The organism is Sphingomonas yantingensis, from assembly GCF_014199325.1.
Lineage (GTDB): Bacteria > Pseudomonadota > Alphaproteobacteria > Sphingomonadales > Sphingomonadaceae > Sphingomonas > Sphingomonas yantingensis.
Map to the genome: position 1 here is coordinate 23,434 of NZ_JACIJJ010000004.1, position 23,471 is coordinate 46,904.

19 protein-coding genes and 2 tRNA genes are annotated in these 23,471 nt (G+C 69.4%); 16 read left to right on the plus strand and 5 right to left on the minus strand.

Annotated elements, in window-relative coordinates:
• The first annotated feature begins 49 nt into the window (after positions 1–49).
• From metH to FHR19_RS12810, 7 genes are read left to right on the plus strand one after another with little or no spacing between them, the layout of a single operon-like run.
• Complete coding sequence (metH, locus tag FHR19_RS12780) at positions 50–2,644, plus strand: methionine synthase (RefSeq protein ID WP_184029056.1); 2,595 nt, start codon at positions 50–52, stop codon at positions 2,642–2,644.
• Between the two features lies 1 nt (position 2,645).
• Positions 2,646–3,203, plus strand: a complete 558-nt coding sequence (locus FHR19_RS12785) for a VTT domain-containing protein (protein WP_184029058.1) — start codon at positions 2,646–2,648, stop codon at positions 3,201–3,203.
• A gap of 31 nt (positions 3,204–3,234) precedes the next feature.
• Entirely contained in the window at positions 3,235–4,221 is a 987-nt protein-coding gene (gene hemB, locus FHR19_RS12790) for a porphobilinogen synthase (RefSeq protein WP_184029059.1), read from the plus strand.
• A complete protein-coding gene (locus FHR19_RS12795) occupies positions 4,218–4,739 on the plus strand; it encodes a GNAT family N-acetyltransferase (RefSeq protein WP_184029061.1) in 522 nt (173 codons plus the stop codon). The genes hemB and FHR19_RS12795 overlap by 4 nt, the downstream gene beginning before the upstream one ends.
• Positions 4,736–5,266 (plus strand): GNAT family N-acetyltransferase, encoded by a 531-nt coding sequence (locus FHR19_RS12800; RefSeq protein WP_184029064.1) that lies wholly within the window; start codon positions 4,736–4,738, stop codon positions 5,264–5,266. Before FHR19_RS12795 ends, FHR19_RS12800 begins: the two co-directional genes overlap by 4 nt.
• Complete coding sequence (opgC, locus tag FHR19_RS12805; RefSeq protein WP_246359519.1) at positions 5,244–6,302, plus strand: OpgC domain-containing protein; 1,059 nt, start codon at positions 5,244–5,246, stop codon at positions 6,300–6,302. The genes FHR19_RS12800 and opgC overlap by 23 nt, the downstream gene beginning before the upstream one ends.
• A gap of 31 nt (positions 6,303–6,333) precedes the next feature.
• On the plus strand, positions 6,334–8,586 hold the full coding sequence (locus FHR19_RS12810; protein ID WP_184029069.1) for a spermidine synthase: 2,253 nt from the start codon (positions 6,334–6,336) through the stop codon (positions 8,584–8,586).
• 4 nt (positions 8,587–8,590) lie between these two features.
• On the opposite strand, the gene FHR19_RS12815 is transcribed toward FHR19_RS12810, so the two are convergent.
• Positions 8,591–9,058 (minus strand): Lrp/AsnC family transcriptional regulator, encoded by a 468-nt coding sequence (locus tag FHR19_RS12815; RefSeq protein ID WP_184029073.1) that lies wholly within the window; start codon positions 9,056–9,058, stop codon positions 8,591–8,593.
• A gap of 176 nt (positions 9,059–9,234) precedes the next feature.
• Here FHR19_RS12815 and FHR19_RS12820 point away from each other — a divergent pair, with 176 nt between their 5' ends.
• The 4 genes from FHR19_RS12820 to FHR19_RS12835 all read left to right on the plus strand — a co-directional run bounded on the left by FHR19_RS12820 (position 9,235) and on the right by FHR19_RS12835 (position 13,642).
• On the plus strand, positions 9,235–11,022 hold the full coding sequence (locus FHR19_RS12820; protein ID WP_221228533.1) for a sensor histidine kinase: 1,788 nt from the start codon (positions 9,235–9,237) through the stop codon (positions 11,020–11,022).
• A gap of 23 nt (positions 11,023–11,045) precedes the next feature.
• Complete coding sequence (locus tag FHR19_RS12825; protein ID WP_184029076.1) at positions 11,046–12,074, plus strand: polysaccharide deacetylase family protein; 1,029 nt, start codon at positions 11,046–11,048, stop codon at positions 12,072–12,074.
• A gap of 24 nt (positions 12,075–12,098) precedes the next feature.
• A tRNA-Ile gene (locus tag FHR19_RS12830) sits at positions 12,099–12,174 on the plus strand.
• 142 nt (positions 12,175–12,316) lie between these two features.
• Positions 12,317–13,642 (plus strand): chloride channel protein, encoded by a 1,326-nt coding sequence (locus FHR19_RS12835; protein ID WP_184029079.1) that lies wholly within the window; start codon positions 12,317–12,319, stop codon positions 13,640–13,642.
• Positions 13,643–13,740: 98 nt separating this feature from the next.
• Here FHR19_RS12835 and FHR19_RS12840 read toward each other — a convergent pair whose 3' ends face one another.
• The gene (locus tag FHR19_RS12840) at positions 13,741–14,310 is read right to left on the minus strand and encodes a glutathione S-transferase family protein (protein ID WP_184029082.1); all 570 of its coding nucleotides are present in this window, start codon (positions 14,308–14,310) and stop codon (positions 13,741–13,743) included.
• Positions 14,311–14,401: 91 nt separating this feature from the next.
• Between FHR19_RS12840 and FHR19_RS12845 the strand changes: the two genes are divergently transcribed.
• Together FHR19_RS12845 and FHR19_RS12850 are read left to right on the plus strand one after the other, a co-directional pair.
• On the plus strand, positions 14,402–15,103 hold the full coding sequence (locus FHR19_RS12845) for a helix-turn-helix transcriptional regulator (RefSeq protein ID WP_221228534.1): 702 nt from the start codon (positions 14,402–14,404) through the stop codon (positions 15,101–15,103).
• A gap of 31 nt (positions 15,104–15,134) precedes the next feature.
• Positions 15,135–16,259, plus strand: coding sequence for an NAD(P)H-binding protein (locus FHR19_RS12850; protein WP_246359520.1), 1,125 nt, complete (start codon positions 15,135–15,137; stop codon positions 16,257–16,259).
• Positions 16,260–16,492: 233 nt separating this feature from the next.
• Here the strand turns inward: FHR19_RS12850 and FHR19_RS12855 are convergent.
• Positions 16,493–16,569 (minus strand) — tRNA-Pro (locus FHR19_RS12855).
• A 209-nt stretch (positions 16,570–16,778) separates the two neighbouring features.
• Between FHR19_RS12855 and FHR19_RS12860 the strand changes: the two genes are divergently transcribed.
• Positions 16,779–17,432 (plus strand): DsbA family protein, encoded by a 654-nt coding sequence (locus tag FHR19_RS12860; protein ID WP_184029087.1) that lies wholly within the window; start codon positions 16,779–16,781, stop codon positions 17,430–17,432.
• Here the strand turns inward: FHR19_RS12860 and FHR19_RS12865 are convergent.
• Complete coding sequence (locus FHR19_RS12865) at positions 17,413–18,672, minus strand: sigma-54-dependent transcriptional regulator (RefSeq protein WP_184029089.1); 1,260 nt, start codon at positions 18,670–18,672, stop codon at positions 17,413–17,415. The genes FHR19_RS12860 and FHR19_RS12865 overlap by 20 nt on opposite strands.
• Positions 18,669–20,351 carry a sensor histidine kinase gene (locus FHR19_RS12870; RefSeq protein WP_184029091.1) on the minus strand — a complete coding sequence of 561 codons (1,683 nt, stop codon included), beginning with the start codon at positions 20,349–20,351 and terminating at the stop codon, positions 18,669–18,671. The genes FHR19_RS12865 and FHR19_RS12870 overlap by 4 nt, the downstream gene beginning before the upstream one ends.
• Before the next feature lie 219 nt (positions 20,352–20,570).
• Here FHR19_RS12870 and FHR19_RS12875 point away from each other — a divergent pair, with 219 nt between their 5' ends.
• Positions 20,571–21,902, plus strand: a complete 1,332-nt coding sequence (locus FHR19_RS12875; protein ID WP_184029093.1) for a dicarboxylate/amino acid:cation symporter — start codon at positions 20,571–20,573, stop codon at positions 21,900–21,902.
• Between the two features lie 12 nt (positions 21,903–21,914).
• The gene (locus tag FHR19_RS12880) at positions 21,915–23,411 is read left to right on the plus strand and encodes an alginate export family protein (RefSeq protein WP_184029095.1); all 1,497 of its coding nucleotides are present in this window, start codon (positions 21,915–21,917) and stop codon (positions 23,409–23,411) included.
• The last annotated feature ends 60 nt before the right edge of the window (positions 23,412–23,471 follow it).

A 23,471-nucleotide genomic window follows, 5' to 3' on the forward strand; every position in this document is an offset into this window, starting at 1 on the left:
TGAAGACTGACGGCCGGGCCAGTTCCGCCCGAACCGAACGGAAGCCTTGATGACCAACCCCACGCCCATCTTCGTCAATGTCGGCGAGCGCACGAACGTCACCGGTTCGGCCAAGTTCAAGAAGCTCGTCATGGCCGGCGACTACACCGCCGCGGTCGAGGTGGCGCGCGAGCAGGTGGAGGCGGGCGCGCAGGTCATCGACGTCAACATGGACGAGGGGCTGCTCGACGCGCACCACGCCATGACGACGTTCCTGAAGCTCATCCAGGCCGAGCCCGACATCGCCCGCGTGCCGGTAATGGTCGACTCCTCCAAATGGGACGTGATCGAGGCGGGGCTGAAGTGCGTCAGCGGCAAGCCCATCGTCAATTCGATCAGCATGAAGGAGGGTGAGGCCCAGTTTCTCGCCCAGGCGCGCAAGTGCATGGCGTACGGCGCGGCGGTCGTCGTGATGGCGTTCGACGAGGTGGGACAGGCGGATACGAAGGACCGCAAGGTCGAGATCTGCGAACGCGCCTACAAGCTCCTCACCGGCGTCGGTTTTCCGCCCGAGGATATCATCTTCGACCCCAACGTGTTCGCGGTGGCGACGGGGATCGAGGAGCACGATAACTACGCCGTCGACTTCATCGAGGCGTGCCGGGAGATCAAGGCGCGCTGTCCGCACGTCCATATTTCGGGCGGGCTTTCCAACCTGTCCTTCAGCTTCCGCGGCAACGAGCCGGTCCGGCGGGCGATGCACAGCGTGTTCCTCTATCACGCGATCCCCGCGGGCATGGACATGGGCATCGTCAATGCCGGCCAGCTCGACGTTTACGATGCGATCGACCCCGAACTTCGCACCGCATGCGAGGACGTGATCCTCAACCGCGATCCCCAGGCGGGTGAGCGGCTGGTGGCATTGGCTGAGCGCTTCCGCGGCACCGACGCAGTGGCGGAGAAGGCCGCGCAGGAATGGCGCGGGTTCGAGGTGCGCAAGCGGCTGGAATATGCGCTGGTCAAGGGTATCGACGCCTATGTCGTCGAGGATACCGAGGAGATGCGCCTCGCCATGGATCGCCCGATCGAGGTGATCGAAGGCCCGCTGATGGACGGCATGAACGTCGTCGGCGACCTGTTCGGGTCGGGCAAGATGTTCCTGCCGCAGGTGGTGAAGTCCGCGCGCGTGATGAAGAAGGCGGTCGCCCACCTGCTCCCCTATATCGAGGCGGCGAAGGAACCCGGCGCGAAGGGCAAGGGCCGGGTCGTGATGGCGACGGTAAAGGGCGATGTGCACGATATCGGCAAGAACATCGTCGGCGTCGTCCTCCAGTGCAACGGCTTTGAGGTCGTGGACCTCGGTGTCATGGTGCCGTGGACGAAAATCCTGGAGGCGGCGAACGAGAACGACGCCGATATGATCGGCCTGTCGGGCCTCATCACCCCCAGCCTAGACGAGATGGTGACGGTGGCCGAGGAGATGCAGCGCGCCGGCATGGCGATGCCGCTGCTGATCGGCGGTGCCACAACCTCGAAGGTGCATACGGCACTCCGCATCGCGCCTGCCTATCAGGGGCCGGTCGTGCACGTCCTCGACGCCAGCCGCGCGGTGGGCGTCGCGACGACGCTCGTCTCCGACACGCAGCGAGACGATTACGTGACGAAGATCGCCGACGACTACGAAGCCGTCCGCCGCGCGCGCGAGGGGAAGGGCCAGTCCGACCTGATCCCGATCGAGAAGGCGCGCGAGAACGGCTTCAAGGCAGACTTCGCGCTCAAGCCCGCCGCGCCCGTGCAGCCAGGCCTGCACGTGTTCGACGACTGGGACCTCGCCGACCTGCGCGAGGTGATCGACTGGACGCCGTTCTTCCGCTCGTGGGAGCTGGCCGGCAACTTCCCCGCGATCCTCGACGACGCGATCGTCGGTGAAAGCGCGCGGTCGCTGTACGCGGACGCACAGGCGATGCTCGACACGATCGTCGGCGAGAAGTGGCTGACCGCACGCGGCGTCGCCAGCCTGTGGCCGTGCCGGCGCGACGGCGACGACGTGATCGTCACGGGCGAGCATGGTGAGACCCGCTTCCCGTTCCTACGCCAGCAGATCGCCAAGCGAGAGGGGCGGCCGAACATGTGCCTGGCCGACTTCGTCGACCCCGCGGGCGATTGGATCGGCGGGTTCGCGGTCGGCATCCACGGCATCGACGACCATATCGCCCGGTTCAAGGCGGGGCATGACGACTATCAGGACATCCTCCTGAAAGCACTCGCCGACCGCTTCGCCGAGGCGTTCGCCGAGCGGCTGCACCAGCATGTGCGCACCACCCTGTGGGGCTATGCCGCGGGCGAGCAGCTCGACAACGAGGCGCTGATCCGCGAGCAATATCGCGGCATCCGCCCCGCGCCCGGCTATCCCGCGTGCCCCGACCATTCGGCCAAGCCGATGCTGTTCGAACTGCTCGGCGCCTCCGCCCGCGTGGGCCTCACCCTGACCGAGAGTTTCGCGATGCTGCCGACCGCGGCGGTGTCGGGCTTCTATTTCGGCCACCCGGACGCCAGCTATTTCGGGGTTGCGCGCGTCGGCCGCGACCAGCTCGAGGATTATGCCCGCCGTCGCGGCGTCGACCTCGCCCAAGCCGAGCGGTGGCTGCGCCCGAATCTCGATTGAGGTGAGCGTCGAGGCGCTTATCGCCCGCTACGGCCTTCCCGCGCTGTTTCTCGGCGCGGGGGTCGAGGGGGAGACGGTCGTCGTCTTAGGCGGCGTCGCGGCGCATCACGGACTGTTCGGGCTGGTCCCCGCGATCCTCGCGGCGGCGATGGGGTCGTTCCTCGCCGATCAGATTTTCTTCTACACCGGCCGCCTGTTCCGCCACCGCCCACGCGTCCGGCGGCTGATGGCGAAACCCGCATTCGAGCGCGCGATGGCGACGTTCGAGAAATACCCGACGGGTTTCGTCTTCGTCTTTCGCTTCCTCTACGGGCTGCGGACGATCAGCCCGATGGCGATCGGCACGAGCAGCATTTCGGCGGCGCGCTTCGCGATCCTGAACGCAGTGGCGGCGTTCGTCTGGGCAGCGATCTTCGTCGGGCTCGGCTATGCCTTCGGCAACGCGATCGAGGCCGTGCTCGGCCGGCTGATGCACGGGGCCGAGTGGGTGGCGCTCGCCGCCGGGCTGGCGGTCGCGATCTGGCTGATCGCGCGCGGGATCGCCAGGCGCCGCGCTTGAACCATCGGGCCGACCGGCCGATAGAGGGCCCATGTCGACCTATCCCGCGCTTCGCCTTCGCCGCACCCGCGTCAGCCCATGGAGCCGCGCGCTCCATGCCGAGAACGTGCTGACCCCTGCCGACCTCATCTGGCCGCTCTTCGTGACCGAGGGGGCGGACGAGGAGCCGATCGCCAGCCTGCCCGGCGTCTCGCGCTGGTCGATCGTGGAGATCGCGAAGCGCGCGAAGGAAGCCGCCGCGCTCGGCATCCCCGCCATCGCGCTCTTCCCTAATACGCCCGAGCATCTGCGCACCGACGACGGCCGGGAGGCGACCAATCCCGGCAATCTGATGTGCCGCGCGATCCGCGCGATCAAGGATGCCGCGCCGGGCATCGGCGTGCTGACCGACGTCGCGCTCGACCCCTATACCGCGCACGGCCATGACGGGCTGGTGGACGAGGGCGGCTATGTCCTGAACGACGCGACTGCCGCGGTGTTGACGCAGCAGGCGCTGGTGCAGGCGGCGGCCGGTGCCGATATCGTCGCGCCGAGCGACATGATGGACGGCCGCGTCGGCCTGATCCGCGCCGCGCTGGAGGGTGACGGGCACCACAATGTCCAGATCATGGCCTATGCCGCCAAATACGCCAGCGCCTTTTACGGCCCATTCCGCGATGCGGTGGGCAGCCGCGGCCGGCTGAAGGGCGACAAGAAGACCTATCAGATGGACCCGGCCAACGCCGAGGAGGCGCTGCGCGAGGTCGCCGCCGATCTGGACGAGGGCGCCGACAGCGTGATGGTCAAGCCCGGCCTTGCCTATCTGGATATCGCGCGGCGCGTGAAGGAACGGTTCGAAGTGCCTGTCTTCGCTTATCAGGTGTCTGGCGAGTACGCGATGATCGAACATGCCGCCGCCGCCGGGGCGGGCGACCGCGACGCGCTGGTGATGGAGACGCTGATGGCGTTCAAGCGCGCGGGTTGTTCGGGCGTGCTCACCTATCACGCCGCGCATGCCGCGCGGCTGATGGGCGCGTGATAGAAACCGCGCGTCTGCGGCTACGCCGGCCTGTATTCGCGGACCTCGACGCGCTCGCCGCGATCTGGGGCGATCCGCGCGTCATGGCCGATCTTGGCCCGGTCAAGGATCGCGCGATGAGCGCGGCGACGCTCGAGCGGCACCTCGGTTACTGGGCGGACGGCTTCGGCTTCTGGCTGATCGAACATAATGGCGCGGTCGCGGGCTTTGGCGGGCTCAAGCCCGGCGCACCGGACACCCCGATCGAGGGTGAGATTGAGGCCGGCTGGATGCTTGCGCCCGACCACTGGGGGCAAGGGCTGGCGGGGGAGGCGATGACCGCGGCGCTCGGCTGGGGCTGGGTCAATCTCGCTCCCCCACGGATCGTCGCGATCACCGCCGAGCAGAACGGCGCCAGCCGCCGGCTGATGACGCGGCTGGGCATGGCGCAGTTACCCGACCTCACTTTCGACCACCCGCAGTTCGATCTGGCCGATCCGTGCCGACGCACCGTCACCTATGCGATCGCGCGCCCGTGATCGAAACCGTCCGACTGATCCTGCGCGAATGGCGCGAGAGCGACGTTGAACCGTTCGCGGCGATGGGCTGCGATGCCGAGGTGATGGCGTTCATCGGCCCGCCGCTGGACGAAGCGGGCGTCCGCGCCGCGATCGAGCGGCAGCGCGGGTTTCAGGCGGCACATGGCTACTGCTTCTGGGCGATCGAACGCCGCGTTGACGGCGCGTTCCTCGGCTTTTGCGGATTGAAGCCCGGCGCGACCGGCACCCCGATCGAGGGCGAGGTCGAAATCGGCTGGCGCCTCGCCCGTCATGCCTGGGGGCAGGGCTATGCGCGTGAGGTTGCAGCAGCCTGTCTCGCCTGGGGCTGGGCGCGGGGGATGCGGCGGATCGCGGCGATCACCGTGCCCGCCAATGTCCGAAGCTGGGGGCTGATGGAACGATTGGGGATGCGCCGGCTGGCCGATCGTGACTTCGCGCACCCAGCGCTTGCCGCTGACGACCCGCTCTCGCTGCATATCGTCTATGTCATCGACAATCCCGGCTGAGCGACCCGTGCGGGAAGCGCGCATCGATATCGTTCGAGGAAGCGCGATCCTCGTCATCCTTGTGAACCATCTGAGCCAGGTGGCTGAATTGGGAGGGCTTCGGTCGGGTCTGATCCCGACGCCGACGCGATATGGCTGGTCGACCGCGGCCGAGCTGTTCGTGATGCTGTCGGGCTATATGGTTGGGCTCGTCTATCTCCGCCGCCCGGCGCCCTCGCGTGCGATCTGGCGCCGGGCGGGGCGGCTGTGGCTCTACGATCTGGCGTTGCTCGCGCTCGTGTTGCCGCTGGTCGCGGTGATGCCGGGGGAGGAACTGGCCTTCTGGCGGCTCGATCCGTTCGCCGCCGATCCGCTCACTGCAACGCTGCGCTTTGCCGCGCTCCTGTCGGCGCCGCGGCTGCTCGACATTCTCCAGCTCTACATCGTGCTGATGCTCGCCGCGCCGATCGCGATCGCGGTGCAGCGGCGGTCGAACGCGCTGCTGATCGTCCTGTCGGTCGCCATCTATGCGGCGGCACAGCTCTGGACGATCGGGCTCGTCGCGGCGGGCGGGAGCAAGGACGGGCTGCCTGACCGGCTGGCGTGGCAGATGCTGTTCTTCGTGCCGATGGCATTGGGCGCGATGGGTGTGCACGAGCCGCTGCTCGGCGGGCTCGACCGCCATCGTTGGGTCGCTGCGCCGCTGCTCGCGCTGTTCGTCGCGGCGGCGTTCGCCAAGGGGCATGAGCCGGCGATTTTCGACCCGCGCCACGGCCTGACGCTGCTGCGCGTCGGGCATGGCGTGCTCGTCCTCCTCCTGTACCTCGCGCTGCTGACGCTGGCTGGCGGCTGGACGCGGCGCCAGCCGCTGGCGGCGGTGGCGATGGTGGGGCGACATAGCCTTGACTGCTTTGCGGGCGGCGTGTTGCTCACCTATGGGCTCGGCACCCTGTGGCTCCGTCTCGCGAGCGGCTATGATGGCTACCTCGTTGCGGTGGCGGCGGGCATCGCCGCGACGGTCGCGCTCGCCGCGTGGCGGGACGGCCGCCGTACCTAGCTTTCGCGACCCCGCCGGCTAAGGTCGGGCGATGCGTATCGAAACCGATAGCGGCGCGGGCGGCGGGGCCGTCCGCATCCGCCAGCCCCTTCGCCCCCTGTTCGTCGCCGCGATCCTGTCGGGGTCGTTCCTCCTCTTCCTCGTCCAGCCGATGGTGGCGCGGATGGCGCTGCCGCGGCTCGGCGGCGCGCCGGCGGTCTGGAATTCGGCGATGCTCGTCTATCAGGCGCTGCTGCTCGGCGGGTACGGCTATGCGCATTGGCTCGGCCGGTTCGGGGTGCGGCGGCAGGCGGGTATCCATCTGGCACTGCTGGCAGTCGCCGCGCTGTGGTTGCCGATCGGGCTGATCGAGGGGGCGCCGGGCGTCGGCGATGCGCCGGTATTGTGGGTGCCGTGGCTGCTCTTCGCCTCGATCGGGCCGCTGTTCCTGGCGGTGTCGGCGCAGGCGCCGCTGCTCCAGCGCTGGTTCGCCGCCTCAGCGCCGGCCGCGAACCCCTATGCGCTCTATGCGGCGTCGAACATCGGCAGCTTTGCCGGCCTGATCGCCTATCCGCTGCTGGTCGAGCCCAACATGGCGCTGTCGGGGCAAAGCTGGCTCTGGACGGCGGGCTACGCGTTCGTCGCGCTACTCGTCGGTGCCTGTGCGCTCCGATTGCCACGCGGCGGGGCGGCGGCGCGGGTGCTGCCGACCAGCGTCGCGCCGACGCGTCGCCGCATCGCGCTCTGGATCGCGCTATCGCTCGTGCCGTCGGGGCTAATGCTCGCGACCTCGACGTTTCTCACGACCGACATCGTCGCGGTGCCGATGCTGTGGGTCCTCCCGCTCGGGCTCTATCTGCTCAGCTTCAGCGCCGCGTTCGCCGCGGGGCGGCGGGTGGCCGACTTCCTGACAACATTCGCGCCGGTGACGATCCTCGTCTTCGGCGGGGTGATGATCGGGGGGACGCACAGCTATCCCTATCTCAATGCCGTGATCGCGCTCGGCCTGCTCTTCATGGCCGCGACGGCGCTCCACACGCGGCTCTATCGGCTGCGGCCCGAGCCCGATCGGTTGACGGGGTTCTACCTCGCCATGTCGGTGGGCGGCGCGCTGGGGGGCGTGTTCGCCGCTTTGGTCGCGCCGATCGTGTTCGACTGGACGTACGAATACCCGATCCTGATCGTCGCCGCGGGCCTGCTCGTGCCGCAGGAATGGCTGCTGCCGGTCCTGCGCCGCGCGTGGGGGGAAAAGCGGTCGCTGACGTTCGCGCTCGTGACCGCGGCGGCGGGCGCGGTCATGCTGATCGGGCTCGAAAATCCCGGCGACCTGCTCGGGCCGAAGCACGAGAGCCTCGCCTTCCTCGTGCTCGCCGGCATCGGCATCGTCGCGATCGGCGCGCGCCCTGCCTATGTCGCCGTGCTTGTCGCGTCGCTCCTCCTGTTCGGCGGCTGGCGGGCGCTTCAGGTGAGCTTCCAGGGCGACGCGCGGACGCGCAGCTATTTCGGCGTCTACACGATTCGCGACTATCCCGAGACGGGGACGCGCACGCTGGCCCACGGCACCACGCTGCACGGTGTCCAGTTCGTCGACGATCAGGCAAAGGCGCGCGAGCCGACCAGCTACTACGTTCCCGGATCGGGGATCGGACAGGCGATGCAGGCGCTGCCCGCCCTCTACGGCCCCGGCGCGCGGGTCGGCGCGGTGGGACTGGGGACCGGGACGCTCGCCTGCTACGCCAAGCCGGGGCAGGACTGGCGCTTCTACGAGATCGACCCGGCGGTGGTCCGCATCGCCCGCGACAGCGGCAAGTTCGGCTATCTGAGGCGCTGCCTGCCCGATGCGAAGATCGTCGTCGGCGATGCGCGCCTGTCCATCGCTGCGCAGCCGGCAGCGAGCCTCGATCTACTCGCGCTCGATGCATTCTCATCAGACGCGGTGCCGATGCACCTGATGACGCGAGAGGCGCTGGCGACCTATGCCCGCGTGCTCGGCCCGCGCGGGCTGCTGATGGTCCACGTCTCCAACCGCTTTCTCGACCTGGAGCCCGTCGTCACCGCGACCGCGCGCGGCGGCGGCTGGCATGCGGCGGCGCTCCATTACGTGCCGGGGCTGGGTGACAATTCGGAGGCGACGCCGTCGGACTGGATCGCCCTGACCCGCGATCCCGAGGTGCTGGCGGGGCTGTTCGAGGGCGGCGGCGACTGGCAGCCGCTCCGCTTCCGCCGCGACGTGCCAGCCTGGACCGACGACTATTCGTCGATCGTGCCGGTGCTGGAGGATCCGCTGGCCGAGCTCAAGGACTGAAGCGTCAGGCCTCCGGCACCGGGATGCCGGGCAGCGCCTTTGACGTGCGGATCGTCAGCGACGTCTTGACGCTCGCCACGTTGTCCGCGGTCGTAAGCTGCGTCGTCAGCATTTCCTGAAAGCTCTTGAGGTCGGTCGCGACGATCTTGAGGATGAAGTCGATCTCGCCGTTCAGCATGTGGCATTCGCGCACTTCGGGAATGTCGGCGATGTGCCGCTCGAACGCCGCAAGGTCGCTCTCGGCCTGGCTCTTCAGGCTGACGAGCGCGAAGACGGTAATGCCATAGCCGAGCGACAGCGGATCGAGCGCCGCATGATAGCCGCGGATCGCGCCGCCCTCCTCCAGCGCGCGCACCCGGCGGAGGCAGGGCGGCGCGGTCAGCCCGACGCGTTCGGCCAGCTCGACATTGGTCATGCGGCCATCCTCTTGCAACAGCGAGAGGATCTGGCGGTCGATGCGGTCGAGACTCATGAAGGCTCCGAAATTCTGGTACAAACAGCGCGGCGCGCGATGCCCCTTTAGAAGAAAATTGCTCGCCTGCGCAATTGTCCCACAATGCGACGTGCCGTTTTAGGTGGTTCCTGTGGCGAGTCCGCCGCGTTAAGAAATGATCGACGGCGCCCCCGGCCGTTCAGGAAACGATCCCGTTGCGCTTCGACGATACCCTCGACACCGTGCTCGCTGCCGACCTGTCGACGCCGCTGGGGCGCCAGTCGGTTTATCGGCAGCTCGTCGACCTGATCGGGCGCCGCCGCGTCGCCCCCGAAGCGCGCGCGATCGAGACGCTGGAGGCGATCGCGCCCGCGGTGGCGCTCTCGCACCGCACCGCCGCGGCGCGCGGTCTTGCCTTTGCGCAGCCGCCCTTCGCGCTCGTCCGTCTGTTCGCGCGCGACACGCTGGCGGTCGCGGCGCCGGTCCTGCGCACCGCGACGCTCGACCCCGCCGAGTGGCGTGCGCTGCTGGGCGAACTTGCGCCGCCCGCGCGCGCGGTGCTGCGCCATCGCCGCGATCTTGGCAGCGAAGTCGAACGCGCGCTCGAGGCGTTCGGCGCTGTCGACTTCGTGCTGGCGGACGAGCGGGCCGATGCCAAGCCCGTGCCAGCCACGACGCCGGTCGAGCCCGAACCCGCGCCGGTCGAAACGGCCGAGCCCGTCGTCGAGCCTGAAATACCCGAGCCTGTTCCGGAACGCCGTCCCGCGCTTCCGCCGACGTTTTCGAGTTTCGGTGCGGTCGCGCTGACGCTGCCCGTCGTGGCCGAAGCGGTCCGGCGCAGCGAGGTCGAGCCGGCGCCGCCGCCCCCGCCAGAGCCGATGCCGGAAGGCCCGTTCCGCATCGCCGACGTGGTCGCCCGGATCGACGCGTTTCGCGACGCGCGCGAAAGGGCGCGCCCCGTCGCCAACGACGAGAGCCAGCCTGCGGGCGAGGCGCGGATGCGCTTCGAAACCGATGCGGAGGGGATCATCCGCTGGGCCGACGGGATCGGCCGCGCTGCGCTGATCGGCCTGTCGCTGCGGCTGGCCGGCGGTACCGGCCTTGCCCGTGTCGACGGCGTGGCGGCGGGCGCATTCCGCCAGCGATCGCGGTTTCGCGACGCCCGGTTGCGGATCGACGGCAACGGCCCGGCGACGGGCGACTGGCTGATCTCCGCGATGCCCGCCTTCGACCCTGCCTCCGGCCGGTTCACGGGGTATCAGGGCACCGCGCGCCGCCCGCATTTCGGTGAGGTCGCGGCGCCGACCGGCGCGCCCGCACCCGCGCCCGATGCCCTGCGCCAGCTGGTTCACGAGCTGCGGACCCCGACCAACGCGATCATCGGCTTTTCGGAGATGATCTCGCTCCAGATGCTCGGCCCGGTCGCCGACCCCTATCGCGACCGCGCGCGCTCGATCCATCGCCACGCCCGCGACCTGCTCGGCGCGATCGACGACCTTGACCTCGCGGCCAAGATCGAGAGCGATGCGCTGACGCTCCGGCCGGAGGCGGTGTCGCTGCGCGCGGTGCTGGGCTCGGTCGCGCACGATCTGGCGCCGCTGGCCGAGCTTCGCGGTGCGACGATCGCGCTGCCCGAGCGCGACGGCGCGGTGGAGGGGGACCGCCACGCGATCGAGCGGCTGTTCGGCCGGCTGATCGCGACGATGCTCGCTGCCGCCATCCGCGGAGAGGTGCTGGCGATGGCCATCGAGGAAGCGGGCGACCGCCTGACGCTGTCGATCTCGCGCCCCGCCGGCCTGCCCGACCATGCGCGCGCCGGCGGCGAGGTGAGCGAGGAGGACGCGACCTTCGCCGCGCTGCCGCTCGGCACCGGCTTCGCCCTGCGGCTGGCTGAAAATCTCGCGCGCGAGCTGGGCGGCGACATCGGCTTCGGCCCTACCGCGATCGAGGTGCGGCTGCCCGCCGCGATCCGTGATACGGGACGCGCCGCAACCAATTCTTGATGTGGGTGCGATAGGGCGGGGCCATGTCGACCGCTTCTTGGCCCGCCGCCGTCGCACCGCCGACCGGCCCCCGCTTTCGCTGGCCCGCCGGGTTCGGCACCCGCTTCGCCATCTGCATCGATACGGAGGAGGAGTTCGACTGGAACGCCGCTTTCGACCGACAGGCGACAGCGGTGACGGCCATTCGCGCCCTGCCGGCGATGCACCGCCGCTTCGCCGATCGCGGCGTGCCGCTCACCTACTTGACCGACTATCCCGTCGCCTCGACGCCGGAGGCCGCGGACACGATCGCACGGCTGCTTGAGGATGGGGTGAGCGCGGTCGGCGCGCACCTCCACCCCTGGGTCACGCCCCCACATGAGGAGGTCGTCAGCCGCCCGCACAGCTTTGCCGGCAATCTGTCGCCCGCGCTGGAGGGGGCCAAGCTCGACGCGCTGGGCGCGGCGATCGAGGCGGGGTTCGGGCGTCTCCCGCGGATGTTCCGCGCCGGGCGCTACGGCATGGGCCCGTCCACGCTGGGGCTGCTCGCCGAGCGGGGCTATGTGATCGACAGCTCGATGCGATCGGGCTTCTGCTACACGGGCGAGGGCGGGCCCGATTTCCGGCACGTCGGCAATCACGCCTTTCGCGCCGGACCCGGCGGGGCGCTGCTCGAACTGCCGCTGACGACGGTCTGGCTGGGCGCGATGCGGGCGGGGGGCGCCGCGCTCTACGACCTGTTCGATCGCCTGCCGCGGGGGCGCGGCGTCGCCTCGCGGCTGGGCCTACTCGACCGGATCGCGCTGACGCCCGAGGAGATGCCGCTGGCCGAGGCGCTGCGCGCGATCGACCGCGCGGTCGCAGACGGGGTCGAGCTTCTCAATTTCTCCTTCCATTCGCCGACGATCGTCCCGGGGATGACGCCGTACGTCCGCAATGCCGAAGATCTTGCCCGCTTTTACGCATGGTGGGACGCGGTGCTCGATCGCCTCGACCATCACGGCGTCCGCCCGGCGAGCGAGGCCGATCTCGTAGCCGCCGCCACGACGGCCCCGCTTGCCGTCGCCGCGTAAGGTCGGCTAGGCGAGAGGCGCTGGGGGCCTGTAGCTCAATGGTTAGAGCTGGCCGCTCATAACGGCTAGGTTGCGGGTTCGAGTCCTGCCGGGCCCACCAGCGTTTCGTTCGGCCAGCCCGGCGGTTGGCTTGGCCCTATCAGGAGGATCGCTGACCGTGGCGACCGCGAACGACGTCGCGCGATTGTCTCGATGCGGCTGGTCGGCGCTCTCCGCTCGCCGGCCGGGCACGGTATAGCATCATGCGGGGACCGACCCTTCGCCAGGCGCGGGTCGCGCTGAAGCGGCATGGGCCGACCGCGCCGATCTGGCGGCGCCGGACCGCGATCCTCGGCGGCGCGGTGCTCATCGGGCTCGTCGCTCTCGCTTTCGCTTCCGCCGCCGATCACGCGGGCGAAGCGTTCGCCGCACTAGCCGCGCGGTGGTGGTGGGCGCCGCTGATCGTGACGCCCGCCGGCTTTGCTGCGATCGCCTGGCTGACCGCGCGCATCGCGCCAGCGGCACGCGGATCGGGCATCCCCCAGGTGATGGCCGCAACGCACGATCCGGATCGTGCGATGACCGGCCTCGTTTCGCTCCGGACGGTCTCGGTCAAGCTCGTACTGACGATCGGCACGCTGCTCGTCGGTGCCTCGACCGGGCGGGAAGGGCCGACGGTCCAGGTCGCCGCGTCGATCATGGGCTATGCCCACCGCCTGCTCGCGGTGCCGCTGCGCGCCTCGGTCTTCATCGCCGGCGGCGCAGCGGGGGTGGCGGGCGCGTTCAACACCCCGCTGGCGGGCGTCGCCTTCGCGATCGAGGAACTCGCCGCCGCCTATGAGCAGCGGATGACGCTGCTCGTCATGACCGCGGTGCTGATCGCCGGGATGGTCAGTCTCGGCCTATCGGGCGATTACGTTTATTTCGGCGTGATGCGACAGACGCTGAGCGTGCGCGAGACGCTGCTGGCGGCCCCCGTCGCGGGGATTGCGGGCGGGCTGGCCGGCGCGCTGTTCTCGCGCCTCGTCATCGGCGAGGGGCGCGTGCGCTGGGCACCGCTGGCGGCCATCAAGCGACAGCCTGCGGTCTTTGCCGGGATCCTCGGGCTGTTCGTCGCGGCGATCGGCGTCGCGACCGGCCTCACATGGGGCACGGGCTATGGCGCCGCGCGCGGCATCATCACCGGGGCGGAGGTGCCGGTCTGGTTCGGCGCGGCGAAGTTCGCGAGCACGCTGGCGACCGCGGTCTCGGGCATGCCCGGCGGCATCTTCGCGCCATCGCTGTCGGTGGGTGCCGGCCTCGGCGCGATGCTGCGCGAGCTGTTTCCCGCCTATCCGCCCGGCGCCGTCGTGCTGCTGGGCATGGTCGCCTATTTCACCGGCGTCGTGCGCGCGCCGCTGACCGCGGTCATCATCATCGCCGAGACGACCGCGAGCCGCGGCCTGATGATGCCGCTCCTCGCCTCCGCCCTGATCGCCGACGGCGTCGCGCAGGTCGCATGCAAGGAACGCCTCTACCACGCGCTGGCAAAGGGCTTCCTCTCGCCGCCTGGCGAGGTGGGCGATGATTCGCGTCGTGACGGGCACTGAAGGGCAAGCGGCGGCTGATCGATCGGCGGTATGTTCCAACCGCCGATCGAAGGCGGATCCAGGCCAGCGCCGTCCCGTAACTTTAGGCCGACCTCGTCCTACTTCCCGTTGCCCATCCGTTCGGCGCACCGCGCCACCCAGTCGGGGATTGCCGGATCGGCGGGCATCATGTCGGCGAACCAGAAGAACGGCGAACTGCACAGCATGTCGGCAGCGGAGAAACGCTCGCCGAGCAGCCACGGCCCCTTGCGGAGCGGCTCGGCCAGTCGCTCGATCATCGTGTCGAAATCGCGCAGGCCCGCGGTGATCGCGGGATGGCCGACGTTCGCCCATTTCAGGATCAGCAGCGGTTCGATGACGCCCTGATAGTAGAATAGCCACGACAGATAGGCGCCGCGCCCCGCCTCGCCGGGCAGCGGCCCGAGCCCGGCATCGGGATAGGCGTCGGTCAGGTAGAGCATGATCGCCCCGCGCTCGCGCACCGAATCGTCGCCATCAATCAGATAGGGCACCTTGCCCTCCGGGTGCGGATTGGCGGGATCGCGGCCGCCCGATCCGTCCTGTCGCGCGATGGTCACCTCCCGCATGTCGATATCGGCGCCGAGCATCCGCACGAGCGCGACGACCGTGTCGGACCGCGAATTGGGCGAGTAATAGAGGGTGCGCATCGGATTGCTCCTTGCGTTGAATGACGCCGTCACCCTACGAAGGTGCTCCTGACATTTTCGGGCAGTAGGAATGGCACGATCCGATCGCCTGATGCGGTTGCTCGACGCGTTGCGACGGCTTCCAAAGCCGGTGACGGCGACGCGCCTCGCCACGGAAACCGAAATCTCGACGCGGCAGCTCTACCGCGACATTGCCACGCTGCGTGCCGGTGGGGTACTGATCGATGGAACGGCGGGCTATGGCTACACGCTGACCGAAGACCCGGCGCTTCCGCCGCAGAGCTTCTCGCGCCTCGAGATCGAAGCGCTGATGCTCGGGGTCGCGAGCCTCGGCGATCTCGGCGACGATACGTTGACGAGGGCGGGCCGCAATGCGCTGGCGCGGATCGTCGCGACCTTGCCCGACCGGCAAGCGCGGCAGGCAGCCCACGCCACGATGCGATCCTGGCGCCCGTCGGCGCCGCGCACCGCCGTCACCATCGACCTCGATCTGCTGCGCGAAGCCTGTTGGGACGAGTTCAGCGTCCGCATTGCCTATCGCGACGCTCAGGGGCGACGGACTGAACGCGAGATCCTGCCGCTCGGCATGTCCTATAGCCCGACGACGCTGATGCTGGTCGCATGGTGTTTGCTCCGCGAGGCCCATCGCACGTTCGAGGTGGCGCGGATCGAAGCGCTGGAACGGGGCGGACACAGCTTTCGTCCCCGCCGCGTGCAACTGCTTCGGGAGTATGTCGTCCTGCGGACCGCGGAGTGGAAGCGAAAGGAGGAGGATACGCAGACTTCGTCGTGAAAGCGTCGCCCGCAAGGCCGAGGTTCGGCGAATGGCATCCGACGACGACAGCCTGCGTTCGCGCGCCGGCGAGGGGGATCAGGGCGTCGACACGACGCCGCAAATTGCTATCGAGGGTATGCGGATCGGCGGGCGCGACGATCCCGGCCGCTACCGCGCCCGAAACTCGTCGGAGGACGCACCTATGGCTTCGGCGCGCATCCTCGTACTTGGCGGCACCGGGACGATCGGTCGCGCGACGGTGCGCGAACTCGTGTCGCGCGGGCACGAGGTCGTCTGCTTCGTCAGGCAACGCGGCGGCGATAGCGACGCCGAGCAATTGTCGGGTGCGACGATCCGGGTCGGCGATGTTACCGATCCGTCGTCGCTCTCGAACGACGGGATCCGAGGTGAGCATTTCGACGCCCTGGTCTCGTGCCTCGCCTCGCGCACCGGCTCGCCGGAAGAGGCTTGGGCGATCGACTATCGCGCGCATGTCGGCGCGTTGCAGGTCGCTCGCGCGGCCGGCGTGAGGCAGATGGTCCTGCTCTCCGCCATCTGCGTGCAAAGGCCGGTGCTGGCCTTTCAGCAGGCCAAACTGGCGTTCGAGGACATGCTGGTCGCGTCCGGCCTCGATTACACGATCGTCCGGCCCACGGCGTTCTTCAAGTCGCTCTCGGGACAGGTGGAGCGGGTCAGGCGCGGCAAGCCGTTCCTCGTTTTCGGCGACGGCACGCTGACCGCGTGCAAGCCCATCAGCGATCGCGATCTCGCAATCTATCTGGCCGACTGCCTGGAAGATGAAAGCCGGCGCAATCGCGTGCTTCCGATCGGCGGCCCGGGGGATGCGATCACGCCCCGGGACCAGGGCGAGCGTCTCTTCGCCCTGCTCGGGCGCCAGCCGCGCTTCAGGCAGGTGCCGCTATGGTTGCTGGACGCGATCATCACGGTGCTAAGCGTGTCGGGCCGTCTATTGCCGCCGCTCGCGGCAAAGGCCGAGCTTGCTCGCATCGGCCGCTATTATGCGACCGAGTCCATGCTGGTCCTAAATCCGCGAACCGGATCGTACGACACGGACGCCACCCCCGCCAGCGGGACCGAAACCCTCTTCGATTACTACGCCCAGCTCCTCAGCGGCGAGGCGACGGCCGAGCGCGGCGACCACGCCGTTTTTTGAGCGGCATGTCAGCTTAAGCAAACAGCGAGAACGCGGGGCCGAAATCGTGCGGCAGGATCGGCGGGGCCACGCTGCCCATTCGCCAGCGTATCCAGACGGCGATGAGCCCTGACCCCGGGGAGCAGCGCTCAAGCGGATGACGGAGACCGTAGCCCTTCATCGCCACCAGCCCTCGCCGGAGTCGCGGCGGTGTAAACCGGGTGAAATACGTTGTGGCTAGGTGCTTGATCTATTGGTCGGGGAGACAGGATTCGAACCTGCGACATCTTGCTCCCAAAGCAAGCGCGCTACCGGGCTGCGCCACTCCCCGACCGTGGGGCGGGCCTTAGACCAAAAGTGGCGCGCGTCAAACCGGCGGTGGGCGTCGTGCGTATCCGGCAGCGACCCATCCAGGCTGGACAGCGGCGGTCGTTCGGGCGAAGGCGTTGGCGATCCGATCGATGGGCCGCCGGACGGGCGTTCGCGCTCGCGGTCTTTCTTTCTTTCTTTCTTTCTTTTCACGACAATGGTGGCCCAGCCTTGAAATCCGCCCTTCTCGCCGTCGCTCTGTTCGGTGCAGCGGCGCTGCCGCTCGCGGCGCAGTCGCTGGAGGAGGCGGGGGACACGCGCCGCGCCGGCGAGGCGGCGGCGGTCCGGCGCGAGATCGCGGGCGATCCGGTCGCCCCCGCCGTGGCACCGAAGGGGGCCGACGTCACGCTGGTCGTCTTCTCAGACTATCAATGCCCCTATTGCCGCCGCATCCATCCCGCGATCGAGCAACTGAAGCGCGAGGACCGGCGCCTGCGCATCGTCTATCGCGATTGGCCGATCTTCGGCGCGCCATCGGTCGAGGCGGCGCGCACGGCGATCGCAGCGAACTATCAGGGCCGGCACGCGGCGTTCAACGACGCGCTGATGGCGACGCAGGGGCGGATCGACGGGGCGGCGATCCGGGCGGCGGCGGCGCGCGCGGGCGTCGACTGGAAGCGGCTGAAGGCCGACGAGAATCGCCATGCGGGCGAGATCGAGGGCGTCATCGCGCGCACTCGCGGCTATGCGCGGGCGATGGACCTGACCGGGACGCCGGCGATGCTGGTCGGGCGATATCTGATCCCCGGCGCGGTCGACCTGCCGACGCTGCGCAAGGCGATCGCGGCGGCGCGCGCCGACAACCCTAGCCGCGCAGGTCCTTGAGGTCGATGCCGAGGCGCTTCACTCGGTAATAGAAGGTTTCGCGCGGGATGCCGAGCAGCCGGGTCGCAGCGGCGACCTCGCCGCCTGCGCGCCGCACCGCATCCTCGATCGCGGCCCGTTCGAACGCGCGCACGCGGTCGGGCAGCGGAAGGTCGCCGGCCGCCGGCCCGTCCGCATCGTCGAGGCCGAGGACAAAGCGCTCGGCCGCCATTTCGAGCTCGCGGACGTTCCCCGGCCAGTCGCGCCGCGCGAGCATGGCGGCGGCGCTCGCCATCGGCGGAGGGGGGCGTCGGCGGGCGGCGGCGATCGACGTGAGGAAATGCGCGGCCAGCAAGGGCACGTCCTCGGCTCGCTCGGAAAGCGGCGGCAGGCGAAGCGTGACGGCCGCGAGCCGGTGATAGAGCGCCGGCTCGATCCGCAGCCGCGCCCCCTCGTCGATCGCGGCGACGATGCGAACGTCGACCCCGACCGGGTCGCGCGTCGCCAATGCAACAGCACGGCGCTCGGCGAACTCGGCGAGGCGGTGCTGGAGCGCGGGGGGCGCGCGGTCGAGATTGTCGAGGAACAGCGTGCCGCGGTCGGCGCCGGCGATCGGGCCGCGCGCCTCGAACAGCGGGTCGATCCCGCCGATCGCCGCGCAATCGACGACCGCGAAGCGATGGCGCCCGCGCTTGCCCGCCCGGTGGATCAGCCGGGCGACCAGTTGCTTGCCCGTGCCCGTCGCCCCCTCGATCACGATGTCGAGATCGGCATCGGCCAGCGTCGGCAGCGTGGCGCGCAGCCGCGCGATCGCCGGACTGCGCCCGATCAGTTCCTCGCCCGCCGATGCTTCGGCGAGCGCACGCAGCCGGCGATTCTCGATCGTGAGGCTGCGCGTGGCGCCCGCCCGAGCGACGGCGGCGAGCAGTGCGTCGGGCCCGAACGGCTTGGCGAGGAAATCCCACGCCCCCGCCTTGATCGCCGATACCGCCATGTCGACGTCGCCGTGCCCGGTGACGAGGATCACCGGCAGCTCGGCATCGCGCGTATGCAGCGTGCGGAACAACCCGAGCCCCGACATGCCGGGCATGCGGATATCGGTTACGACGACGCCTGGAAAGTCGCGGGTCAGTGCGGCGAGAGCGGGCTCGGCGGCGGGAAAGGGCCGAACCTCGTGCCCCGCCAGCGTCAGCAATTGCGCGGTCGCGGTGCGCAGGTCGTCGTCGTCGTCGACCAGCGCGACGGGGGCGGGCGCGGTCATGCGCGCACCATCTCGATTTCAAATCGTGCGCCCGCCTCGCCCGCGATGTGGCGGAGCGAGCCGCCCATCTCGACCATGATATCCTGCGCGATGACGAGGCCGAGGCCGAGCCCCTCCGCGCGGCTGGTGACGAAGGGGGTGAAGAGGCGTTCGGCAACGTCGGGCGGGACGCCCGGACCGTTGTCCTCGACCGTGAGGACGACACGATCGGGACCGGCATCCAGCGAGAGCGCCAATCGCGGGGCAGGGCGGTCGCGCAAGGCCTCCAGTGCGTTCTGCATCAGGTTGACGAGCACCTGCTCGAGGCGGACGCGGCCGCCGATGACTAGCAGGCCGGAGTCGATCGCCGGCGCAAAGAACGCGACCGCGCGAAGCTGCTCGCGCAGGATCAGTGTCGCACCCTCGACCACCTCGGCCAGCGGCACGGGGCGCAGCGGACCGGGGCGGCGGCGGGCGAAGCCGCGCAGCCGTTCGGTCACGGTGCCGATGCGGTCGGACAGGCGCGCAATCGTCGTGAGGTTGTCGCGCACCGCATCTGCGTCGCCGCGGTCGAGCAGCATCGCGCTCGTCTGCGCATAGGTGCGGATCGCCGCCACCGGCTGCGCGGTCTCGTGCGCGACGCTGGCGGTAACCTGACCCAGCGTGGCGAGGCGGTTGGCCTGGCGCAGTCCCTCGCGCAGTTCGGCGGCGCGCGCCTCGCTCGATGCGCGTTCCTCCATCTCGCGGGTGAGCGCGGCGGTCCGGGTCGCGACGGCGGCTTCCAGCTCGGCGGTGCGGCGGCGGGCGAGCGCGGCGCGCTGGGCGAGGCCCCAGGCGAGCGCACCCGCGGCGATCACCGCCAGCGCCGCGCCGATCGCGGCGATGCGAACGCTCGGCCAGACCAGCGGCGCGGCGGCGCGGCGCAGCGTCAGCGTCCACCCCGGCTGCGCGGCGGGAACGCGCGCGGCGACGGGATCGCGCATCGCGGGCAGGGGGCGGAGCGCCGCTTCCGACAGGCTGGCGTCGGCGCGCAGTTCGGCGAGATGCCGCGCGTCGATCGCGCGGGTGCGGCGAAAAACCCATTCGGGGCGGCTGGACACCAGGACGACGCCCTCGGCATCCTCGACGAAGGTTTCGCCGCCGGCGCGCGCCCAGTCGGCCTGGATGCGATCGAACTCCAGCTTCACGACGACGACGCCGCCGGCGACGCTGCGGCGCGAGAAGAACAGGCCCGCGCGGCGACTGACGGTGCCGCGGGCGAATTGCGCGGCGCTGCCCCTGTCCACCGCTTCGCGGACATAGCGGCGAAAGGCATAGTCATTGCCGACGAAGCTGGTCGGCGTGCGCCAGTTGCTGGCCGCGATACCCCGTCCGCGACCATCGACGACGTAGATGACCGAAGCGCCGGTACTTGCTGCCAGTGCCTCCAGCTTGGCATCGAGCACGGGGACTGCGCCGGCCTTGCCCTGAAGCGCCGCGACCACGTCGCGATCGTCGGCCAGCGCCAGCGGCATCAGCCGGTAGCGGGCAAGCTCGCTGTCGAGCAGTGCGGCACGCAGCCGCGCATCGGCCATGACGGTGTCGGCAAGGCCCGCGCGGACCCGCCCGCGCGTCACCCAGCCGGCGACCAGCGCAGCAAGCGTCGCCGCCAGCGCGACGGCGATCAGCCAGCCGAGGCCCGAACGAGCGGCGCGAGTCATGGCGATGTTCTAGCGCGGCCTGCCGGCTGTGCAAATCTTTGCACAATCGACAGGACCGGCATGCAGCATTCTACACGCTGCGGTCGGACCGATCACGGAACAATCCTTGAATAACCCAGCTTTTCGCCGGGTTGCACTATTCGTTCGCCGCCGCACCGCGTCCGGCGACAGACTGTCCGCTTCCAACGATCCGCCCGAAGAGCGGCAAGGAGAGGTTCGATGATCGCCCAAGACAGCGTCCTGCCGCCCCCGGCCCCCAAGCCGTGGTACCGCCACCTCTATGTCCAGGTGCTGGCCGCGATCGCCGCGGGCGTGCTGCTCGGGCATTTCTATCCCCAGACGGGGGAGGCGATGAAGCCGATCGGCGACGGGTTCATCAAGCTCGTGAAGATGATCATCGCGCCGGTGATCTTCCTAACGATCGTCACCGGCATCGCCGGCATGCGCGACCTCGCCTCGGTCGGCCGGGTCGCGGGCAAGGCGTTCGCCTATTTCCTCTTCTTCTCGACGCTGGCGCTGATCGTCGGTCTGATTGTCGCCAATGTCGTCCAGCCGGGGGCGGGCCTCAACATCGACCCCGCCAGCCTCGATGCCGGCAAGGTGGCCGATTATGCGGCCAAGGCGCACGAGACGACGCTGACGGGCTTCCTCCTTGGCATCATCCCCGACAGCTTCATCGCGGGTCTGGCGGCGGGCAACATCCTCCAGACGCTGTTCGTCGCGATCCTGTTCGGCATCGGCCTTGCCATGATCGGCGAGCGGGGGGAGCGGATCACGAACGCGCTGGAGGACCTGTCGCTCGCCGTCTTCAAGGTGGTGGCGATCCTGATGAAGGCCGCGCCCATCGGCGCGTTCGGCGCGATGGCGTTCACGATCGGCAAGTACGGCGTCGGTAGCCTCGCCAATCTCGCGGCGCTGGTCGGCACCTTCTATCTCACCAGCCTGCTGTTCGTCGTCGTCGTGCTGGGCGCGGTGTCGCGGCTGGCGGGTTTCTCGATCTTCCGCCTGATCGCCTATCTCAAGGCCGAGCTGCTGCTTGTCCTCGGCACCTCTTCGTCCGAGAGCGCGCTCCCCAGCCTTATCGAAAAGATGGAGCGGGCGGGGTGCCCCAAGTCGATTGTGGGCCTCGTCGTGCCGACGGGTTACAGCTTCAACCTCGACGGCACGAACATCTACATGACGCTGGCGGCGCTGTTCATCGCGCAGGCGGTGGGCGTCGACCTGACGCTCGGTCAGCAGTTGCTGTTGCTCGGCGTGGCGATGCTGTCGTCGAAGGGCGCGGCGGGCGTCACCGGCGCGGGGTTCATCACGCTCGCCGCCACGCTGTCGATCGTGCCGACCGTGCCGGTTGCGGGCATGGCGCTAATCCTCGGCGTCGACCGCTTCATGTCCGAATGCCGCAGCCTCACCAACTTCATCGGCAATGCGGTGGCGACGATCGTCGTCTCGCGCTGGGAGGGGCGTCTCGACCGCGAGCAGCTGAACGCCGCGCTGTCGGGCCGGGCACGCCCGGTGGACGAGCTGCCCGCCAACGCCGTTCCGGCCGAATAAGGAAGGCCCGCCATGATCCGACCGATCCGCGCGCTTCTGAGCGCCACGGCCCCCCTCGCGCTTGCGCTGGCTGCCGCCCCCGCCATCGCCCAGACCGCGCCGAGTGAGGCCGGGCAGACCCGCAATCCCGCCAACCCGACCGTCAGCAGCTATCCCAACGCGGCCGCCGGTGACGGCGCGACCACCAACGGCTTCAACCTGTCGCGCTGGGCCGAGGACTGGCGGGTGATGCGCGATCCCGCCAAGCGCGACGACTTCATCGACCGGCTGAAGTTCCTGCCGATCGACGACGATGGCGATGTGTACCTGACCCTGTCGGGCGAGTTGCGCGCACGCGTCAACCTGACCACCAACCCCAATTTGCGCGAGGCGGAGGCGCAGCGGCAGGACATCAACCGCATCTTCCTCGGCGCCGACCTGCATGTCGGGCCGCACCTGCGCTTCTTCGGCGAAGTGGCGCATGGCGGCATCTCCGGCCGCAATCTCGGCGTACCCGCCGCGACGCTGCGCAACGACGTGGTGTTCCAGCAATATTTCGCCGAAGCTTCCGCGGAAGTTGGCGGGATCGACGTGGGCGCGCGTTACGGCCGGCAGGAGTTCACCGACGGGCCGAACCTGCTCGTGTCGCAGCGCGACAACAACACGATCCGCTATACGCTGAACGGCCTTCGCCTGTGGGCGAGGGGCAGCAAGGTGCGCGTCGACCTGTTCGACCTGAAGCCCACCCAATATGGCGATCTCGGCACCGACGACGACGTGATTGATCCGGCGCGGCGTTTTTCGGGCGTCACCATGGGCTTCGTCCTGCCCAAGACGTGGTTCGGCAAGTCGTCGCTCTATCTCGACCCCTTCGTCTGGCGCCGCCGCAACGACGTCGGCGCGTGGGGCGGGCGGATCGGCCCGGCGGAGCGCTTCTATGCCGGCGCGCGGCTGTGGGGCGATGCAGGGCGGTTCAACATCGACTGGTCGGTCAACCACCAATGGGGGACCTATATCGACCAGGAGATCGACGCCTGGCACGCTTTCATCGCGCAGACCTATCGCCTCGGCAAAGGCGCGACCTCGCCGCGCATCGGCGTCCATTTCGATTATGCGAGCGGCGGCGGCGGGTATGGCGACGGCAAGCTGCGCAACGCCTATGCGCCGTTCGGGAACAACATCTATTACAGCTATGCGTTGTTCCTGACGCCCTCGAACCTGATCGCGCTGGCGCCCAATTTCACCTTCTCGCCGGTGAAGAAACTGCGCGTGACCGCCGAGTATCAGCTTGCCTGGCGAGATAACGTGCGCGACGCGGTGTACCGCGCGAACGGCCAGCCCTTTGCCGGCACGCAGAACGTCGCGGACGCCAAGATCGCCGACGTGGCGCGGTTGCAGGCGGTGTGGTCGATCACCCCGCGCCTGTCGGTGACGGGCAGGTACGAGCATCTGGCGGCAGGGCCGTCGCTGACCAAGGCGGGCTATGCCAGTTCCGACTTCCTTGCCGGCTGGGTCAGTTTCCGGTTTTAGGTCAGATGATTTCTGACCAGCCGCAACCATCCATCGTCACCCCGGACTTGATCCGGGGTC

Excerpts from the sequence above, each read along its gene's own strand:
- metH (WP_184029056.1), top strand. The coding sequence starts at position 50 with ATGACCAACCCCACGCCCATCTTCGTCAATGTCGGCGAGCGCACGAAC.
- hemB (WP_184029059.1), top strand. The coding sequence starts at position 3,235 with ATGTCGACCTATCCCGCGCTTCGCCTTCGCCGCACCCGCGTCAGCCCA.
- opgC (WP_246359519.1), top strand. The coding sequence starts at position 5,244 with ATGTCATCGACAATCCCGGCTGAGCGACCCGTGCGGGAAGCGCGCATC.
- FHR19_RS12810 (WP_184029069.1), top strand. The coding sequence starts at position 6,334 with ATGCGTATCGAAACCGATAGCGGCGCGGGCGGCGGGGCCGTCCGCATC.
- FHR19_RS12815 (WP_184029073.1), bottom strand. The coding sequence starts at position 9,058 with ATGAGTCTCGACCGCATCGACCGCCAGATCCTCTCGCTGTTGCAAGAG.
- FHR19_RS12825 (WP_184029076.1), top strand. The coding sequence starts at position 11,046 with ATGTCGACCGCTTCTTGGCCCGCCGCCGTCGCACCGCCGACCGGCCCC.
- FHR19_RS12835 (WP_184029079.1), top strand. The coding sequence starts at position 12,317 with ATGCGGGGACCGACCCTTCGCCAGGCGCGGGTCGCGCTGAAGCGGCAT.
- FHR19_RS12840 (WP_184029082.1), bottom strand. The coding sequence starts at position 14,310 with ATGCGCACCCTCTATTACTCGCCCAATTCGCGGTCCGACACGGTCGTC.
- FHR19_RS12845 (WP_221228534.1), top strand. The coding sequence starts at position 14,402 with ATGCGGTTGCTCGACGCGTTGCGACGGCTTCCAAAGCCGGTGACGGCG.
- FHR19_RS12850 (WP_246359520.1), top strand. The coding sequence starts at position 15,135 with ATGGCATCCGACGACGACAGCCTGCGTTCGCGCGCCGGCGAGGGGGAT.
- FHR19_RS12865 (WP_184029089.1), bottom strand. The coding sequence starts at position 18,672 with ATGACCGCGCCCGCCCCCGTCGCGCTGGTCGACGACGACGACGACCTG.
- FHR19_RS12870 (WP_184029091.1), bottom strand. The coding sequence starts at position 20,351 with ATGACTCGCGCCGCTCGTTCGGGCCTCGGCTGGCTGATCGCCGTCGCG.
- FHR19_RS12875 (WP_184029093.1), top strand. The coding sequence starts at position 20,571 with ATGATCGCCCAAGACAGCGTCCTGCCGCCCCCGGCCCCCAAGCCGTGG.
- FHR19_RS12880 (WP_184029095.1), top strand. The coding sequence starts at position 21,915 with ATGATCCGACCGATCCGCGCGCTTCTGAGCGCCACGGCCCCCCTCGCG.